The following is an 18,439-nucleotide window of genomic DNA, read 5'->3' as shown; positions in this document are numbered from 1 at the left end:
CGTTTTGCTATATAACAAGCGGCGTAACTTTCCAGCGCCGCCAGGCAGTTTATTATTCAAGGAGGAAGACCAATGAAAAGTTTTATGGCGAGTCCGTCAACAATCGAGAGAAAATGGTATGTAGTTGATGCTACCGGATATACATTAGGACGTCTGTCATCAGAAGTAGCTAAGATTTTAAGAGGAAAGCATAAGCCGATTTTTACGCCGCATATTGACACAGGCGATTATGTAATTATTGTAAACGCACAGAATATAAAGGTTACCGGAAAGAAGCTGGACCAGAAGGTTTACTACCGTCACTCTGAGTACGTAGGCGGTATGAAGGAAACCACCCTGCGTGAAATGTTGAACAAGAAACCGGAACGTGTGATTGAACTGGCTGTTAAGGGTATGCTCCCGAAGGGACCGCTCGGCAGACAGATGATGACAAAGCTTCACGTTTACACCGGTGCAGAGCACAAGCATGAGGCTCAGAAACCGGAAACGCTGACATTTTAAACAGGAGGTAAAGAACAGTGGCTAATTCAAGATATTATGGAACCGGAAGAAGAAAAAAATCCATCGCAAGAGTTTATCTTGTACCGGGAACCGGAAAAATTACAATCAATAAGAGAGATATCGACAACTACCTTGGTCTGGAAACACTGAAAGTAATCGTTCGCCAGCCGCTGGTAGCTACAGAGACAGCAGATAAATTTGATGTTCTGGTAAATGTCCGCGGCGGCGGTACAAGCGGACAGGCAGGTGCCATCAGACATGGTATCTCCAGAGCACTGCTTCAGGCAGACCCGGACTACAGACCGGTGCTCAAGAAAGCAGGATTCCTTACACGCGACCCGCGTATGAAAGAGCGTAAGAAATACGGTCTCAAAGCCGCACGTCGTGCTCCGCAGTTCAGCAAACGTTAACGAACAAGAAAAATCGAATCAAAACAGTACAAGAACCCTGGAAACTATATTTTCCGGGGTTTCTTTTTTGGCAAAGGAGCAGCATTATATATTGCTAACCGGCTGTTTTCAGAATATCCGTTTTCGATGTAAATGCCGGACTTTCAGACAAAAGGCCGGGATTGTATGTTGCATGGAGACCCCGGACGGAAGTATGATATGCATTATAAACAGGCAGGATAAAATACGAAAGGAAGGGTTATTTATGATTATTTGCATCGGAAGAGAGTTTGGCAGCGGGGGACATGAAATCGGAAAATGTCTTTCGGAAGGTCTTGGAATTCCTTTTTATGACCACGAGCTGGTTGAAAAGGCAATGGAGAGAAGCGAAATGACACTGGAGCTGGCAAAGGATGACTGCGTTTTTGTGGGAAGATGCGCGGATTTTGTGCTGAAGCAGCAGGGCGTCCGCTGTGTGAGCCTGTTTATTACGGCACCGTTTGAGGACCGTGTAAAGAGGAAAGCAGAATTGCTGGATATGAAGGAAAAGCAGGCGGTTTCGCTTGTGCGCAAGATGGATAAACAGAGAAAAGCGTACTATGATTACTATACCGGAGGAAGCTGGGGACGTCCCCACAATTATGATTTTTGCATCAATTCCTCCAGCCTGGGAATAAAAGAAACGGCAGATACGATAGAAACACTGATAAAAAGCAGGAAGTAATGAAAAACGGAACGGGCGGACGGGAATATAACCAAAAGTCGTTTCTCCGTCCGCCGCCGGTCATGCGGCAGAAAACAGTTTGCCCCGTCTCGGCCGGCAATGCAGCAGAAAGCAGTTTAGCCTGACCCGACCGATGTGTGACAGAAAACAGCTTATCCATTCACCGACCGGCAGTGCAGCAGAAAACAGTCTATCCCTCTTCCAACGGCAGTGTGACTGTGAAGGCGGCGCCGCTGCCCGGCGCGCTTTTCACGGAAACGGTGCCCTGGCACAGGTCGACGATCCGTTTGACCAGTGCGAGACCGAGACCGTTTCCGTCGGCTTTGCGCGAGGAATCGCCCTGGTAGAATTTTTCAAAGATATGCCGCTGCACTTCGGGCGCGATTCCGGCGCCCTGGTCGGCAATGGTCACGGCAAGGTGCGTCCGGGTTTTTGCCAGACTGACGCGGATGACGCCGTTGTCCGGGGAATGCTTGATGGCGTTGTCGATGATATTGCTCCAGACCTGCTCCATCAGCTGTTCATTTCCGCAGAATAGCTGCCGGGGCAGACTGATATCAAATTCGATATTTTTCTGCGTCCACCGGGCTTCAAAGAGCAGAATACACCGGCGGATCTGCTCATCCAGGCGGTACGGTTTTTTATGCATCACGGTCTCCTGGTTTTCCAGCCGGGACAGCATCAGAATGCTGCTGCAGAGAACGGAAAGCTTCCCGGAATTATCAAGGATTTTTTCGATATAGTGATCCCGTTTTTCCGCGGAAAGACTGTGATTCTGAAGCAGCGTGGCGTATCCGGCAATAGAGGAAATCGGGGTCTTAAATTCATGCGAAACATTCACCACAAAATCATTCTGGAGCGTCTCTATGCGGGAGAGGTCGCAGACCATCAGATTAAAATGCTCTGCCATTTCGCGCATTTCCTCGATTCTATGATTTTCCGGTATCCGGACGGAAAAATTGCCTTTCGATAGCTCGTCGAATGCAGCGCCCATTTTCTGCAGCGGGCGGATAATCTGCCTGCCGACGGAAAAGGCAATCGTGCAGCCAATCAGCATACTGAAGGCAAGAAAAGCCAGAAGCGGTATATGGCGGATGCGCGGGTCGATGGAAATAATATGGAGTTTAAACAGTGCCAGGAAAAAAAGCGTAATCAGAAGAAAGGCGGCCGTTACTGTCGCAAAGATGATCCCGGTAAAATAAAGCCATAGCTTCGAGTGTGGTTTTTTATTCAACATTTTTCACCGCCTTATACCCAAGTCCGCGCACCGTCACGATTTCAAAATCGCTGCAGTCAGAAAATTTATCGCGCAGCCGGTTGATATGCGTATTCACCGTGCGCTCGTCCGTTTCGGAAAACATTCCCCATATTTCATCCATCAGCTGCTGCCGGGTAAAAATCTTATTCGGATAGGAGAGCAGCTTGTAGAGCAGATAAAATTCTTTCTGCGGGAGCAGCGTCTCCTTTCCGTGAATCGTGACGGTGAGCGCATCGTAATCCAGAACCGTGGAGCCGATGGTGATTTTTTTCTCGGACGATATCCGGGCGCGCCGCAAAAGAGCCTCCACACGGAGCACCAGCTCGTTTACATTGACGGGCTTTATCATATAATCGTCCGCGCCGGTACGGAAGCCCTGCTGCAGATCGATAAACTGGTCCTTTGCCGTCACCATGAGGACGGGAAGCGTGTAATTGGCGTCCCGCAATGCCTTTGTAAGCTGATATCCATCCATATTCGGCATCATAATATCGGCAACAATCAAATCAATATACTGTCTGTCCATGATATCCAGCGCCTCTGCCCCGTCCGCCGCCGGAATGCTGTTGTAGCCGTGGTCCGCCAGAACAGTACAGAACAATTCGCGCATATCCGCATTATCTTCCACAACTAGAATATTAAACATATCTGCCTCACCTCGTTTTTTATTTTCTATTGTATCACGGAAAAGACAAGTCAGTGTAAACAGAACGTGTGATTTCATATTTTTTTAAGACTTATCCCGCCGCCAGTTTACCGGGAGTTGTTCTTTTTGTATTAAGATATCTGCTGAAATAACAAACAAATTTTTTTGAGGAGGATTATCATGAGCAAAGAGAAAACAGGAAAACCGGGGAAGAAAAAACGGCTGATTATAGCGGCGGTCGTGATACTGATTCTGGCAGCCGCGGCGTTGATACTTCTGGGCAGAGGCGGAAGGACAAAGAAGGATACAACGGCAAATGTAACCACGGAAGCGGCGTTTACCGGCAGCATTGCCGTGACGACAGAGGGAAGCGGTTACGTGGAAGCGGCGTCCACAAAGGCGCTTGCATTGGAATATGACGGAAAGCTGGAAAAAATCTATGTGGAAACCGGAGACCAGGTGACCGCCGGGGAGACGCTTGCCGTTTACGATACGGATGCGCTGGATACGGTGATCGAGCAGAAAGAGACGGAATTAGAAGAAATCAACAGCACGATTGCGGCGACGGATGACAGCGGCTCCACCACCATTACGGCTCCGGTGAGCGGAAGGGTAAAACGCATCTATGCGTCGGCGGACGATATGGTCTCCAGTGTCGTGGAGAATAACGGCGGACTGGCGGAGATTTCCGCGGACGGCAGGCTGAAGGTAGAATTTACCTGCACGGATACAGCGCTCACGGAGGGCGACTCCGTAACCGTGGAATTTGATTCTTATTCGGTGGAGGGCACTGTCGCAGAGGTGGACGGAGAGCAGGTATGCGTCACGATTCAGGACGATACAGAATATAAGGTGGACACCACAGCCGTTATCAGAGGCAAATCCGGTGCGAAGCTGGGAGAGGGGACGCTTTTGTCCAACCATCCTTATCTGGTGACAGCGGAATACGGCATCATTGATTCTGTAAATGTGACAAGAGAAACCTATGTAAATGCCGGCGATACCATGTTTGAGCGCCGGGAGGCAGAATATAACCAGACTTATCTCGACCTGCTTTCGCAGCGGGAGGAGCTGGTGGAAGAGCTGCAGGAGCTGAAAGCGTACCAGAAAAATCCGGTGGTCACCTCAGACTATGACGGGTATATCGTCACACTGGATGTGCTGGAGGGGATGACCTATGAAAAAGACCAGCAGTTCTGCACGATTGCGGATGCCGAAACGCTGAATCTGAAGGTAGAGATCGATGAGCTGGATATTGACGGCGTGGAGGTCGGACAGAAGGCGTCTGTTGTTTTTGATGCATTTGAGGAGGAGACCTATGAGGGAACCGTGGAAAAGATTTCCGGCGTCGGAACGAACACAGGCGGTGTGACGACCTATACGGTAACGATTTCTATGGAAGGGGATACCCATCTGAAAAACGCTATGAGCGCAACGGCGTCCATCACGCTGGAGAGTAAGGATAACGCGCTGCTGGTGCCGGTGGATGCGATAGAGAGCATTGACGGACAGAAATACGTGCAGGTAGCGGACGGGGCGGAAATCGTGCAGACGCCGGTCACGGTAGGTCTGATAAACGACGAATACGCGGAGGTGACAGAAGGGCTGTCAGCCGGTGACCAGGTGGTTGTGACGACCACAGGCAGCACGGACGCGTTCGGCTCGCTGATGGAGCAGCGCCAGTCTGTCATGGAAAATATACGGGGATAGGAGACGCGGCGGATGATTGAGTTGGAAAACATTAAAAAGATTTACAGTCTCGGCGGCGAGAAGGTCCATGCGCTGGACGGAGTTTCCCTGACGGTTGTGGAGCACGAATTTGTGGCAATCGTCGGGGCGTCCGGCAGCGGAAAATCCACGCTGATGAACATCATCGGCTGTCTGGACACGCCGGACGAGGGAAACTATTACATAGACGGACAGGATGTGACGACGCTCGGCGAGCGGGAGCTTGCCACCATGAGAAACCGCAAAATCGGTTTTATTTTTCAGCAGTTCAATCTGCTTCCCAAGCTGACAGCGTATGAGAATGTGGAGCTGCCGCTGATTTACCAGGGACTGGGAGCAGCAGAGCGCAAAGAGCGCGCGCTGGGAGCACTGGAGCGGGTCGGTCTGGCGGGACGGATCCATCACCGCCCGAACCAGCTATCCGGAGGACAGCAGCAGCGCGTCGCGGTGGCGCGGGCGCTGGCGACGCACCCCACGCTGATTCTTGCGGATGAGCCGACCGGAAATCTGGACTCCAAGTCCAGCCGGGATATCATGGGGCTTATTCACGAGCTGCATGAGCAGGGAAATACGATTATACTGATTACCCACGACGATGGGATTGCCGCCCAGGCGGAGCGCCAGGTGCGGATCCTGGACGGAAAAATCGTTTCAGACAGCGGGAAGGAGAGGTGGATTCAGTCATGAAGATGAAACAGTCTGTAAAGATGGCGATTTCCGCTGTCTGCTCAAACAAAATGCGTTCCTTTCTTACCATGCTGGGTATTATCATCGGCGTGCTGTCCGTTACTCTGCTGATTTCCATTGTGCAGGGCGGAACCGGGAGCATTACCGATTCGATGGAGGAGCTGGGCGGAAACCAGATTATTGTTACGGTGACAGACAGCCATAAAAAGCTCAGTTATAACGAACTGAATACGCTGAAGGGCACCGGCGGCATCAAGAATGTGTCTCCCTATCTGTCCGGAAAAACTGTGGCGAAGGCGGGCGGAAAATCTGACGATGTGACCGTATGCGGCATCACGCCCGCTTACCAGGAGGTGCAGGGACTGGATATTGCCTCCGGCAGAAATATAAGGGAGCTGGACCAGGAGGAAGGGCTGCAGGTCTGCATTGTCGGTGCGGGTACGGCGAAGGAGCTGTACGGTACAACGGAGGTGCTCGGCAGCAGCATCCGGATTGACGGATATGACTACCGCATCGTGGGCGTGCTGGAGGAAGAGGACAGCTCGGTGATGGGCAGCACCAATAACAGTGTCTATATCCCGCTTGTGAACGCCCAGCGTATGCTGAAGCAGACCGCCATAACAAATTTTTATGTGACGGCGGAGGATGAGACTTCCCTTACGCAGGCGCAGGATACCATCGACGCATATCTTCTGAAAAAATTTGGCTCGGAGGACAGCTATTCTGTCCTGAACATGTCAAATGTGATAGATATGATGAATACTGTACTGGATACGCTCTCTGTCATGCTGGGCGGCATTGCGGCGATTTCCCTGCTGGTGGGCGGCATTGGCATTATGAATATTATGCTGGTATCCGTTACCGAAAGAACAAAAGAAATCGGCATCCGCAAGGCGATTGGCGCGCAGCGCAGCGATATTATTGTACAGTTTCTGATTGAATCGGTATTTATCTCGCTGCTTGGGGGCATCATAGGAATGCTGCTCAGTCAGGGGATTCTGTCTGTGCTGAATCTTATTTTTACGGACTACTACTTTGCGATTTCTCTTCCGGTGGGAATGCTCGCGCTGGGCTTTTCCATAGGCGTAGGGGTGGTCTTCGGCATCTATCCGGCAAACAAGGCGGCGGGGCTGAAGCCGATAAACGCGCTGCGGTTTGAGTAGCGGCGGACTGACAGGAAAGATATTTGCAGCTACTCAGCCATCAAGCCACAGACCGCCTGCTGCGCAGGCTATCCGCTGTTTGCACAGCTCCTGTCTGTGGCTTATGGCTAAACGCCATATGCCAAATATCAGAAACATCTGCTTACATGCAAGCATGACGCATTTGTTTCTGATATTTGTCGCATGGCTGAGTAGTAAAAAAAAATCCACCCTTGCACACCACCATATATTGTGCTATGATATACAGGCAGCGACAAAATATGGAGGTTTTTGGGAATGGTTATAGAGGAATGGCTGGGGAAGGACAACCAGCTTGGCATGGATATCTGGGAGCGGAAATACCGCAGCGAAGGCGAGGATTTTGAAGCATGGATTTCGCGCATCAGCGGCGGAAATGAGGAGATTGCCCGGTATATAAAGGAGAAGAAATTCCTGTTTGGCGGAAGGATTCTGTCCAATCGCGGACTGGACCAGAAGGACCGCAAGGTGACGTATTCAAACTGTTATGTCATCACACCGCCGAAGGATGAGATTGAAGATATTTTTGAATGTGCAAAGAAGCTTGCGCGCACCTACAGCTACGGCGGCGGCTGCGGAATCGATATTTCCGGGCTGGCGCCGCGCGGTGCGCGCATTCATAATGCGGCGAAGGAGACAAGCGGTGCGGTTTCCTTTATGGAGCTGTATTCTATGGTGACGGCGCTGATCGGGCAGAACGGCAGGCGCGGCGCGCTGATGATTTCCATCGACAGCTCGCACCCCGATGTGGAAGAATTTATCAATCTGAAAACAGATCTGGAAAAGGTGACAAAGGCCAATATTTCCGTCCGCATCCATGAGGACTTTATGAAGGCGGTAAAGGAAAACGGGGAATATCTCCTGAGCTTTACGCGGGAGGTGACCGGGGAGCGGATTGAAAAGACTGTGCAGGCAAAGGAGCTGTTTCATAAGATTGCGCTGACGAACTGGGATTATGCAGAGCCGGGCGCACTTTTCTGGGACCGCATCACGGGCTGGAATCTGCTCAGCAATACGAAGGAATTTTCCTATGCGGGTGTCAATCCCTGTGCAGAGGAGCCGCTCCCGGCGGGCGGAAGCTGTCTGCTGGGCAGTATCAACCTTTCGGAATTTGTGCAGTATCCCTTTACGGAGGCGGCGACCTTTGACATGGAGGGCTTCCGCAAATGTGTGCAGGCGTCCGTGCGCGCGCTGAACGAGGTGCTGGAGGAAGGGCTTCCGCTTCACCCGCTTCAGGAGCAGCGGGAGAGCGTGGCGAAATGGCGTCAGATTGGTCTTGGCATTATGGGTCTGGCGGACGCGCTCTTAAAGCTGGGTCTGACCTACGGCGAGCAGGACGCAGTAGCAATGTGTGACAAAATCGGCTTTGCGATGGCGGACGCGGCAATCGCCACCTCGGCGGAGCTGGCAAAGGAGCAGGGTGCGTTCCCGGCGTGCAATGCAGAGGAAATCATGGAAACACCGTACTTTCTTGCCAATACGTCGGAGAAAACCAGAGAGCTGGTGCGCAAATACGGGCTGCGCAATTCGCAGCTTCTGACGATTGCCCCGACAGGCACCTTGTCCACCATGCTGGGCATTTCCGGCGGCATCGAGCCGGTTTATGCGAACTCTTATCAGAGAAAGACAGAGTCCCTGCACGGAACGGATGTTTATTATAAGGTCTACACGAAAATCGTGGATGAATATATGAAGCAGCACGGCATCACGGAGGAAAACGCTCTTCCGGGCTATTTTGTGACGGCAATGATGCTGGATTATCACCAGCGGATTGACATGCAGTCCATCTGGCAGACGCACATTGACGCTTCTATCAGCTCGACGGTGAACGTGCCGAACAGTTTTACGGTGGAGGAGACGGAGAGTCTGTATCTCTATGCCTGGGAGCGCGGGCTGAAGGGCATCACGATTTACCGCGACGGCTGCAAGCGCACCGGCGTGCTGACGACAAACGACAAAAAGAAGGTGGTTGCCGGCGAAGGACTGGGACGCGGAGAAATTATCCTGGTGACGGATGATGTGGTCGGAAAGAAGCGCAAGCTGATCACCGGCTGCGGAAGCCTGCACTGTATCGCGCTGTTTGACCCGCACACGGGAGCGCTGCTGGAGACTTATCTCAGCAAGGGCTCTACGGGCGGCTGCAACAATTTCATGGTGGGTCTGTCCCGCATGATTTCTATCAGCGCGCGCGGCGGCATCGATATCGAAACGATTGTGGACCAGCTCAATTCCAGCGGCTCCTGCCCGTCCTACACGGCGCGCCGCGTAACGCGCAAGGATACCAGCAAGGGCGCCTGCTGTCCGATGGCGGTCGGCAACGCGCTGATGGATATGTATAAGGAAATGCAGGCGGAGCTTGCGCAGAAGCAGGATGTATGTCCGAAAAAGAAGCCGGAAAAACCGGCAAAGCCGCAGGTCGTTGATATAAATGAGGCGGACAGGCATATGTACTGCCCGGAGTGCGGGGAAAAGCTGGTGTTTGAAGAGGGCTGCAATATCTGTAAGAGCTGCGGCTGGAGCAAATGTCTGTAAAAGCTGCTGTGAACAGTAATGCGGCAGCAGACAGCCGGATAATTTTGTCGGGAGGAAATATTATGGGTGAGACATTAACCAGGAGCGATGTCCGCAAAATTGAAGAGGAGATTGAATACCGGAAGCTGGTTGTGCGGAAAGAAGCAATCGCCGCGGTGAAGGAAGCGCGGGCGCAGGGCGACCTAAGTGAAAATTTCGAGTATTATGCGGCAAAGCGTGATAAGAATAAAAATGAAAGCCGTATCCGCTATCTGGAGCGGATGCTGAAGACGGCGCGTGTCGTATCGGACGTCTCCAGGGACGGAGAGGTCGGGCTGAACAACACGGTGGAGGTTTATTTTGAGGACGATGATGAAACAGAGACTTATAAAATCGTCACCTCTATCCGCGGAAATTCCATGAGCGGAAAGATCAGCATCGAATCGCCGATGGGCAGGGCGCTCCTTGGGAAAAAGGCGGGCGACCGCGTCTATGTAAAGGTAAACGAAAACGCGGGCTATTATGTAGTGATAAAATCCGTGCAGAACACCACGGAGGATGCGGACGATAAAATAAGAGGCTTTTAAAGGCCTCTTATTTTTGCATATGATAATAATGCGCCGGATGATGCGCGGGGCAGAACGGCTATATCCAGCCGCCGTCCAGCGTGATAATCTGCCCGGTAAGGTAACTATGTCCACCGCAGAGCGAAACGGCAAGGTCGGCGACCTCTTCCGGGGAGGCAAAGCGTCCGGCGGGAATCTCGTCCATCAGCGCGGCGCGCTCCTCTGTATCCAGAAAGCCGTTCATTTCCGTATCGATGACGCCGCAGGCGATGGCGTTTACCTGGATATTGCTGGGAGCAAGCTCTTTTGCCAGCGCTTTTGTGAAGGCGTTGACCCCGCCCTTGGAGGCGGAATACGCCACCTCGCAGGAAGCGCCCGCCAGTCCCCAGACAGAGGAAATATTCAGAATCTTTCCGGCATGGCGGTGCAGCATCAGCGGAACCGCCAGGCGGCTGGCATAAAATACGGAGCTTAGATTTGTCCGGAGAAGGTCGTCCCACTCCTGCGGCGTCATATCCGTGAGCAGACCGTGCCAGGAAATGCCGGCGTTGTTCACCAGTACATGCAGATGGTCAGTCTGATTGCTGATTTCTGCAAAGACATGCTCCATCTGCGCGGCGCTTCCGGCGTCGGCGGCAAAGGTGCGGCAGCGGATGCCGCAGGTCTGCTCCAGCTCCTGCTTCAGCGAAAGCAGCAGCGCTTCGTTTTTCCGGCAGGTGAGAAATAAATCGTAGCCCTGCGCGGCAAAGGCGGCGGCAAGCGCGCGCCCGATGCCGCGGGAGGCGCCGGTGATGCAGGCTGTTTTCCGTTCCATGAGGCGCTCCTTAAAGGGTACTGATAAACTTCAGGAAGGCTGCGCGTCCTTCTTCGGTACATTTGTAGACGCCGGCGTGCTCCAGAACCTGCATAAAGACATTTCCGATTTCTGCGTGGAGAATATCCATCACATTTTCTTCTGTAATCTTTTCATACTTCGGAAGGAAGCCGTCCACCCAGTCGGCGTGCTTTTCCAGGTCGGCGTGCGAGCGGATATCCTGACCGGACAGAAGATATTCTGCGAGCAGCTCCATTTCCGCCTTCAGTCTTGCGGGCAGAACAGCCAGTCCCATAACCTCGATCAGTCCGATATTTTCTTTTTTGATATGATGCAGCTCTGCGTGCGGATGGTAGACGCCGAGCGGATGCTCCTCGGTGGTAATATTGTTGCGCAGAACGAGGTCCAGCTCAAAGTCGTCGCCGCGGCGGCGCGCAATCGGCGTGATGGTATTGTGCGGTTCGCCGTCTGTCTCAGCAAAAATGAAGGCGTCCTCATCGGTGTAGCCGCGCCATGCCAGCAGAATATGGTCGGCGAGCGCGATCAGACGGTCTTTGTCGGCGCAGCGCAGACGGATGACGGACATCGGCCATGCCACAATGCCAGCTTTTACATCGCTGTAGCCTTCGATGGAAATCTCACGCTCAATAGGAGCCTTTGCCATAGCGAATTCATAGTGTCCGCCCTGGAAGTGGTCATGGCTTAAAATGGAGCCGCCCACGATTGGAAGGTCCGCGTTGGAGCCCACGAAGTAATGCGGGAACTGCTCCACGAAATCCAGCAGTTTGCCGAAGGTGGCGCGCTCGATTTTCATCGGGACGTGCTGCGAATTAAACACGATGCAGTGCTCGTTGTAATAAACATAGGGGGAATACTGGAAACCCCACTGGCTGCCGTTGATCGTCACCGGAATGACGCGGTGATTCTGCCTTGCGGGATGATTGATTCTTCCGGCATAGCCGACATTTTCCATGCACAGCAGACATTTCGGGTAGCCGCTCTGCTTTGCGAGCTTTGCCGCGGCGATTGCCTTGGGGTCCTTTTCCGGCTTGGAAAGATTGATGGTGATGTCCAGCGTGCCGTATTTTGTATCCGTGGTCCATTTCACATCTTTGCAGATGCGGTAGCGGCGGATGTAGTCGGTATCCTGACTCAGTTTATAGAAATAGTCGGTAGCGGCAACCGGGGATTCCTCATAGAGGTTCCGGAATTTTTCCACTACCTCGTGCGGCCGCGGCGTCAGAAGTCCCATTATTTTCGTGTCGAACAAATCGCGGTAAACGACGCTGTTCTCCTGCAGGATGCCGTTTTCGTATGCATAATCCAGCAGATTTGCCAGTGTTTTTTCAAGGCAGACGCTGTGCGGCGCCTCTTCGGGCGCCTCATATTCGTCCAGATGAAACAGCTCCAGCAGCTCGTTGATGGTATAATTCCGGTCTGTTTCTGTAATCAGACCGCTCTGGATGCCGTATTGAACTAAATCAGAAATATCATTATAAATCATGACAGTGAACCTCCCTCTCTGTGATAAAGAAAGTATAGCACATTTTGGCAGGGATGGAAACAGAAATGTTCCCGTCTTTTTGTGCCTTTTGTACAGATGCCGCGAACGAAATAAAAATTTTACAAAAAAAGACGAAATTTCTCTTTTATTTTTGGTGAAATTAGTGTATGATTGTAACATGACAAACGTATTGGGGTGAAGAACATGATTTCAAATCAAATTTTGCAAAATACGGTGGAGGGAATTAAACAAATCAGCAGAGTGGACGTCGGCATTATCGACACAGACGGAAATGTGCTCGCATCTACGTTTGAAGAGGTGGGACAATATGTGGATTCTGCGATGCTGTTTGTGAACTCTCCGGCAGACAGCCAGGAGCTGCAGGGATATCAGTTTTTTAAGGTGTACGACGATGCGCAGCTCGAATATATTCTGCTGGCAAGCGGAAGCAGCGACGACACCTACATGGTGGGAAAGATGGCTGCTTTCCAGGTGCAGAACCTGCTGATTGCCTACAAAGAGCGGTTCGATAAAGATAATTTTATCAAGAACCTCCTGCTGGACAACCTGCTCTTGATCGATATTTACAATCGTGCGAAAAAGCTTCATATCGATACCGAGGCGCGCAGGGTGGTCTTTATTCTGGAGACTGACCACGAGAAGGACAATGCGTCGCTGGAGAATGTGCGCATGTGTCTTGGCAATAAGGCGAAGGACTTTATTACGGCGGTCGATGAAAAGAGTGTGATTGTTGTAAAGGAGCTGGCGCCTTCAGACGATTATGCGGAGATGGAAAAGGTGGCGTCGCTGATTATCAATAGTCTGGAGGGGACGAAGCGGGAGCACGCCCATGTCGCTTACGGTACGATCGTGGGAGAGATCCAAGAGGTATCCCGCTCCTACAAGGAGGCGCGGATGGCGCTGGATGTCGGAAAAATCTTTTTTGACGAGCGCGATATTATTGCATACAGCTCGCTTGGAATCGGGCGCTTGATCTATCAGCTTCCGATGCCGCTGTGCAAGATGTTCATAAAAGAAATTTTCGACGGAAAATCGCCGGATGATTTTGATGAGGAAACGCTGACCACCATCAATAAGTTTTTTGAAAACAGTCTGAATGTTTCCGAGACATCCAGGCAGCTTTACATTCACCGGAATACGCTTGTGTACCGTCTGGATAAGCTGCAGAAGAGCACCGGGCTGGATCTGCGGGTGTTTGAGGATGCGATAACCTTCAAAATCGCCCTGATGGTCGTAAAGTACATGAAGTATATGGAAACGATGGAGTATTAATGGCGGCTGTGAGGGAGAAAACAGCGGTCTGGAATGGGCAGCATGAAGAAGAGGGCTGCCGCATAAAATAAGAATGAAGGAGAATTCATGTGGGGGATTTGAGCGGCTCAGATTCCCCTTTTTTCGGAGATTAATTATGGAAAAAAAGAATCTGGATGAAGAAATGAGACGGCAGGACGGGGTAACGGAAGAGACGGGGTATCTGCCGGAGAAGACAGAAGATTTTGCGGAGACGGGGGAAGAAAGAGAAGCCGGGCAGTGGATGAAAAATGACCAGGAAGAGGAGCGCGGGGCGCAGAAAAAAGACCGGGACTTTATGTTTATCCACGGACTTCTCTGCGGCGTTGTGCTCACATTAATATGCATCGCACTCTCGCTGGGGCTGGTACGTTTAAGGCTGGCGAGGCAGCTGCAGACGCAGACAGAGACGCTCACGCAGGGAGAAGAGGAACAACTGGAGCTTGATACCGGGGCGATTAGCAGTAAGATGCTGGAAATACAGGAAATCATCAACCAGTATTTTATGGGAGAGATAGATGAGAAACTGGTGGAGGATGATATTTACAGCGGTCTTCTGGAGGGGCTGCAGGATTCGTATGCCGCATATTATTCCGCGGAGGCGCTGAAAACACTGGAGGAATCAACGAGCGGGGAATATTCCGGAATCGGGGCGCTGCTTGCGCAGGACCCGGAGACGGGGGAGATTACGGTCGTCACCTGCTTTACGGATACGCCTGCCGCAGAGGCGGGGCTGCTTCCGGGCGACGTGATTCTTGCCATCAATGAGGAGGCTGCGGACGGGATGGATTTAACAGAGCTGGTTTCCCGCATAAAGACAGAGGCGGGTGATGCGGTGCTGCTGAAAATCCGTCGCGGAGAGGAAGAGCAGGAGCTGTCGGTGGAACGGCGGGAAATCCAGATTCCGACGGTTTCTTCGGAAATGCTGGAGAACGGAATCGGTTATCTGCAGATTTCGGAATTTGACGAGGTTACGGTGGAGCAGTTTACCGCAGCTCTGGAGGAGCTGGAAGAACAGGGAATGGAAAAGCTGGTGATTGACCTGCGCAACAATCCGGGCGGACTGCTGCAGTCAGTCTGTGATATTCTGGAGGAGCTGCTCCCGGAGGGGCTGATTGTTTACACGGAGGATAAGTACGGACAGCGCACCGAATATTACTGCGACGGGGAAAATGCTTTCGATAAGCCGCTGGCGGTGCTGATTAATGAAAACAGCGCCAGCGCTTCAGAGATTTTTGCCGGGGCGGTGAAGGATTACGGAATTGGCACGCTGGTGGGAACGACGACGTTTGGCAAGGGAATCGTGCAGCAGATTTTCGCATTGTCCGACGGTACCGGCATGAAGCTGACGGTGGCAAAATATTATACGCCGTCCGGAGCGGATATCCACGAAAAAGGCATTGAGCCGGATGTGGAGGTGGAGCTTCCGGAGGACATAGAGAATGAACTGGTTATCGAAAAAGAAGACGATAATCAGCTTCAGGAGGCAATCCGTATTTTAGAGGAAGCGTCCGGCGGAAAGTAGGCGCCGGCCGACGCGCATGTGGCTACGGTGTTTTCTGCGGAAGCTCTCTGACGGGAAACTCCGGACAGAGCTGATGAAAGCTGGCGATTTCCTCCGGGGAAAGCGTATCCAGAAAGGCGCCGGCAAATTCTGCATCATCCAGGGAGACGAAACGGCGGAGCCGCTCTGCGGTTATTTCCGGATGAACGATCATGTATCCGATTTTCATAAAATCGTGACCTCCTTTATTTTCGGTATATTTTCATTTTAGTCGAAATAAGTCTAAAAGTAAATAGCTGGCAGACTGTATATAAGAAGCAGGGAATGTGTAAATAAAATATTCCCTGCTTTTCTGCTTTTATAGGTTTTACTATGGTAAAAATATGGAATATTTGTAGTAAAAGAACCAGAGATAAGTGTCAATATGTAGGGGAAAACAGAAAAATAATTATCATTTTTGTGGATTAACACCAAAAATGAAAAAGGCTAATATGATATTATCTAAATAACTTTGGATAATAGTGCGGAAGAATCTGACACTGTGATCAATATTACAAGGAGGTATAAGATATGGCATTAACAAGAAAATCAAAAATGAAGGAAATTTTTGAAAATGAGGCGGCTTATGAGATTTTAAAGAAACATGTGCCAACCTGCACAAAGGATGCTCCGGGTATGGGACCGGCAATGGGAATGTCAGTACAGGCGCTTCTCTCATTTCCACAGACGAAATGTCCCAAGAATATAAGGGAAGCATTTTTTAAGGAACTGGAGGAAGCTAACATCGGGTAAAGGGCATTCAGGTTTATAAGGAGAAATGGAGGGAGGTCAGATATGTCAAGTATACAGATGGAAGCGGTAAGAATGGCTACGGCAGCAATGACAAATGAGGGACTGCCGTCTTTTGATGAAGATATTAATCCGGAGAAGCTGCGGGCAGCGGTGGAAACGGCGCAGGCAGCCATGCCCTTACAGGAAGGGGTGACTTATGAGGAGACAACACTGGGAGGCATGGAAGCGGAGTTGAGTATGCCATCCTATGCGCGGGAAGATGCATTGATTTTATATATTCACGGCGGCGGGCTGGTTTGCGGAAATGCCAGAACCTCACGGGGGTATGCAGGTATGCTTGCCGGGGAGTCGAGAATCCCCGTCTATGCTTTTTCTTATGGGCTGGCACCGGAAAATCCGTATCCGGCAGCCGTGGAAGAGTGTTTTAAAGCGTATTGTGAAGCGCTGGAAAAACATCCGGATATTCCGGTGTTTTTAATCGGTGAGAGTGGCGGCGCACTTCTTAGTATTGCAACGGCTTTGAAGATCAGGGACGAGAAAATCCGGATGCCTGCCGGGGTCATTGCATATTCTCCGGTTATAGATATGAGTGGTACTCTGGATCACAGTAATTATGGATGGGATGAGAATACGGTTACAGCTGCTGGTCTGAAGAGCCTGGCAAAGCTGTATTGTCCGGATGAGAGCAGGAGAAAGGAGCCATACGCATCCCCGCTTTTTGCGGATTATAAGGATTATTGTCCGCTTTATGTAGTTTGGGATAGAGGGGAGACTCTGGCAGTTGATGGAGAGGAATTGGTAAGGCTTGCTATGGAGGCGCGTGTTCCTGTGGAATATGATCGTTACGAGGGCTGCTTCCATGCGTTTGCGCCGGTAGGACGGAATACGCCGGAAAGCTCTAAGCTTCTGGATGATACAATTGCATTTATTTATCGTCATATCCATGATCAGAAGCTGGACTTTGAGGAATAGCACAATAAGGCTGAGAGAGGTATACAGATGGGGAAAAGAATAACAACCGTGTGCGGTGATATTGCACCGGAACAGCTTGGATTTACTTCTATGCATGATCATACTTTTGTGGATCTGCGTGTAACAGGAAAATATATGGAAGCAATGTTTCCGCAGGTCACCCATGAAATGGTGGAGTTTAAACCGGAAAATTACAGCTTTTTGAAAACAGGGACCTACCTGATGTGCCCGGAACTGCAGGTAGTGGACGATCTGGAGGGCATGGTAAAAGAGTACGGATATTTTAAGGCGCTGGGTGGTCAGTCAGTCTGTGATCCCGTTCCATCTACCGGACGTGGAGATGTGAGAAAGACGAAAGCACTGTCCGAGCGAACCGGAATTAATTTTATAACCGCAACGGGAATCTACCATGAAACAGCGATTCCGCAGGAGTTCAGAGGGCAGGATGTCAAATTCTATTACGATTATTGCAAGGGACAGATTGAAGATGGAATTGACGGAACCGACATTTATCCAGGCGTACTGAAAGCGGCATTGGCGACAGGTACGGATACGGAAAATAATGCAGTGGAGGCGTGCATACGTCTGACAGCGGAAACAGGATTGTCCACTCATATTCATACAGAACCGATGATGGACGGTGATGAAATTGTAGCGCTGCTTGACAGGCTGTGCGAAAAATACAGTGTAGATCACGATCGGATACTGATCTGTCACATGGATAATCGCATTGCGGGCAGTGTGATGGTAACAGATTATCTGGAGGAACCGGAGACAGACCGTACCCTGGATCTTAATCTGCAGAAGACTTTGTTGGAGAAGGGCTATAATATTGGTCTGGATACCTGGGGAATGCCGGTGGAAAATTCAAATTTCTTTATGCCGGATGATTTTGAGCGGCTGAAAGCTTTAATTACCCTGATTGATCTGGGCTATGGAGACCATATTACACTTGGAAATGATTTTTCATCAAAACTGATGTGGCGTGCCTATGGCGGGCATGGCTGTACCCGGTTTATTACATTTGGTCTGCAGATGATGGAAATGCTTGGAAGAGAAGAACAGATCCATAAACTGGTATATGATAATCCGGCCAGAATTCTGGCTTACTGATATGTCAAAATGTAGGATTCTGAGCGGCAGATCATTCGACAAACTGCGGATGGAGATTTTTATAACCGGGATGAGAATATTTCTTATGGAGAGATAAAAGAAAAAAATACGTGAGAGCAGGGAATGTGCAGATAAAACATTCCCTGCTTTTCCTTTTTTATAGGTTTTGTTATAATAAAGCGGCTGTATTTTTGGAATGATTTTAAATGAAACCGGCGATGCGTGCGATTGGAAATTA

At 50.7% G+C, this 18,439-nt stretch carries 18 protein-coding genes; 13 read left to right on the top strand and 5 right to left on the bottom strand.

Annotated elements, in window-relative coordinates:
• Window positions 1-72 precede the first annotated feature (72 nt).
• The 3 genes from rplM (at window position 73) to NQ534_RS03745 (ending at window position 1,614) form a co-directional block, all read left to right on the top strand.
• Window positions 73-501, top strand: coding sequence for a 50S ribosomal protein L13 (gene rplM / locus NQ534_RS03755; RefSeq protein ID WP_006862232.1), 429 nt, complete (start codon window positions 73-75; stop codon window positions 499-501).
• Between the two features lie 17 nt (window positions 502-518).
• Window positions 519-911 (top strand): 30S ribosomal protein S9, encoded by a 393-nt coding sequence (rpsI, locus tag NQ534_RS03750; protein ID WP_006862231.1) that lies wholly within the window; start codon window positions 519-521, stop codon window positions 909-911.
• Between the two features lie 244 nt (window positions 912-1,155).
• The gene (locus tag NQ534_RS03745) at window positions 1,156-1,614 is read left to right on the top strand and encodes a cytidylate kinase-like family protein (RefSeq protein WP_040783422.1); all 459 of its coding nucleotides are present in this window, start codon (window positions 1,156-1,158) and stop codon (window positions 1,612-1,614) included.
• 190 nt (window positions 1,615-1,804) lie between these two features.
• On the opposite strand, the gene NQ534_RS03740 is transcribed toward NQ534_RS03745, so the two are convergent.
• Window positions 1,805-2,851: a HAMP domain-containing sensor histidine kinase gene (locus NQ534_RS03740; RefSeq protein ID WP_006862228.1), complete on the bottom strand. Its 1,047-nt coding sequence runs from the start codon at window positions 2,849-2,851 to the stop codon at window positions 1,805-1,807.
• The gene (locus NQ534_RS03735) at window positions 2,841-3,518 is read right to left on the bottom strand and encodes a response regulator transcription factor (RefSeq protein WP_040783420.1); all 678 of its coding nucleotides are present in this window, start codon (window positions 3,516-3,518) and stop codon (window positions 2,841-2,843) included. Before NQ534_RS03735 ends, NQ534_RS03740 begins: the two co-directional genes overlap by 11 nt.
• A 180-nt stretch (window positions 3,519-3,698) precedes the next feature.
• Between NQ534_RS03735 and NQ534_RS03730 the strand changes: the two genes are divergently transcribed.
• The 5 genes from NQ534_RS03730 (at window position 3,699) to greA (ending at window position 10,212) form a co-directional block, all read left to right on the top strand.
• Window positions 3,699-5,228 carry an efflux RND transporter periplasmic adaptor subunit gene (locus NQ534_RS03730; protein ID WP_006862226.1) on the top strand — a complete coding sequence of 510 codons (1,530 nt, stop codon included), beginning with the start codon at window positions 3,699-3,701 and terminating at the stop codon, window positions 5,226-5,228.
• 12 nt (window positions 5,229-5,240) lie between these two features.
• Entirely contained in the window at window positions 5,241-5,933 is a 693-nt protein-coding gene (locus NQ534_RS03725) for an ABC transporter ATP-binding protein (protein WP_006862225.1), read from the top strand.
• Window positions 5,930-7,096 (top strand): ABC transporter permease, encoded by a 1,167-nt coding sequence (locus tag NQ534_RS03720; protein ID WP_006862224.1) that lies wholly within the window; start codon window positions 5,930-5,932, stop codon window positions 7,094-7,096. Before NQ534_RS03725 ends, NQ534_RS03720 begins: the two co-directional genes overlap by 4 nt.
• Before the next feature lie 276 nt (window positions 7,097-7,372).
• Window positions 7,373-9,646 (top strand): adenosylcobalamin-dependent ribonucleoside-diphosphate reductase, encoded by a 2,274-nt coding sequence (locus tag NQ534_RS03715; RefSeq protein ID WP_006862222.1) that lies wholly within the window; start codon window positions 7,373-7,375, stop codon window positions 9,644-9,646.
• 62 nt (window positions 9,647-9,708) lie between these two features.
• On the top strand, window positions 9,709-10,212 hold the full coding sequence (greA, locus tag NQ534_RS03710) for a transcription elongation factor GreA (protein WP_040783506.1): 504 nt from the start codon (window positions 9,709-9,711) through the stop codon (window positions 10,210-10,212).
• Between the two features lie 58 nt (window positions 10,213-10,270).
• Here greA and ymfI read toward each other — a convergent pair whose 3' ends face one another.
• Window positions 10,271-11,005 carry an elongation factor P 5-aminopentanone reductase gene (gene ymfI, locus NQ534_RS03705; RefSeq protein ID WP_006862220.1) on the bottom strand — a complete coding sequence of 245 codons (735 nt, stop codon included), beginning with the start codon at window positions 11,003-11,005 and terminating at the stop codon, window positions 10,271-10,273.
• Window positions 11,006-11,015: 10 nt separating this feature from the next.
• Window positions 11,016-12,509: a UDP-glucose--hexose-1-phosphate uridylyltransferase gene (gene galT, locus NQ534_RS03700; RefSeq protein ID WP_006862219.1), complete on the bottom strand. Its 1,494-nt coding sequence runs from the start codon at window positions 12,507-12,509 to the stop codon at window positions 11,016-11,018.
• Window positions 12,510-12,713: 204 nt separating this feature from the next.
• Between galT and NQ534_RS03695 the strand changes: the two genes are divergently transcribed.
• Window positions 12,714-13,802 (top strand): PucR family transcriptional regulator, encoded by a 1,089-nt coding sequence (locus NQ534_RS03695; RefSeq protein ID WP_006862217.1) that lies wholly within the window; start codon window positions 12,714-12,716, stop codon window positions 13,800-13,802.
• Between the two features lie 136 nt (window positions 13,803-13,938).
• Complete coding sequence (locus tag NQ534_RS03690) at window positions 13,939-15,345, top strand: S41 family peptidase (protein WP_157200733.1); 1,407 nt, start codon at window positions 13,939-13,941, stop codon at window positions 15,343-15,345.
• 22 nt (window positions 15,346-15,367) lie between these two features.
• On the opposite strand, the gene NQ534_RS03685 is transcribed toward NQ534_RS03690, so the two are convergent.
• Window positions 15,368-15,553 carry a hypothetical protein gene (locus NQ534_RS03685; protein WP_040783417.1) on the bottom strand — a complete coding sequence of 62 codons (186 nt, stop codon included), beginning with the start codon at window positions 15,551-15,553 and terminating at the stop codon, window positions 15,368-15,370.
• Between the two features lie 341 nt (window positions 15,554-15,894).
• Here NQ534_RS03685 and NQ534_RS03680 point away from each other — a divergent pair, with 341 nt between their 5' ends.
• Genes NQ534_RS03680 through NQ534_RS03670 form a run of 3 tightly spaced genes read left to right on the top strand, consistent with a single transcriptional unit; the run spans window position 15,895 to window position 18,201 of the window.
• On the top strand, window positions 15,895-16,116 hold the full coding sequence (locus tag NQ534_RS03680) for a hypothetical protein (protein WP_040783414.1): 222 nt from the start codon (window positions 15,895-15,897) through the stop codon (window positions 16,114-16,116).
• 42 nt (window positions 16,117-16,158) lie between these two features.
• Window positions 16,159-17,088, top strand: coding sequence for an alpha/beta hydrolase (locus NQ534_RS03675; RefSeq protein WP_006862212.1), 930 nt, complete (start codon window positions 16,159-16,161; stop codon window positions 17,086-17,088).
• Between the two features lie 27 nt (window positions 17,089-17,115).
• The gene (locus NQ534_RS03670; protein WP_006862211.1) at window positions 17,116-18,201 is read left to right on the top strand and encodes a phosphotriesterase family protein; all 1,086 of its coding nucleotides are present in this window, start codon (window positions 17,116-17,118) and stop codon (window positions 18,199-18,201) included.
• Window positions 18,202-18,439: the final 238 nt, after the last annotated feature.

It is taken from the genome of Marvinbryantia formatexigens DSM 14469 (assembly GCF_025148285.1).
GTDB classification, from domain to species: Bacteria; Bacillota; Clostridia; order Lachnospirales; family Lachnospiraceae; genus Marvinbryantia; species Marvinbryantia formatexigens.
This window is presented reverse-complemented; position numbering and strand designations above follow the sequence as displayed.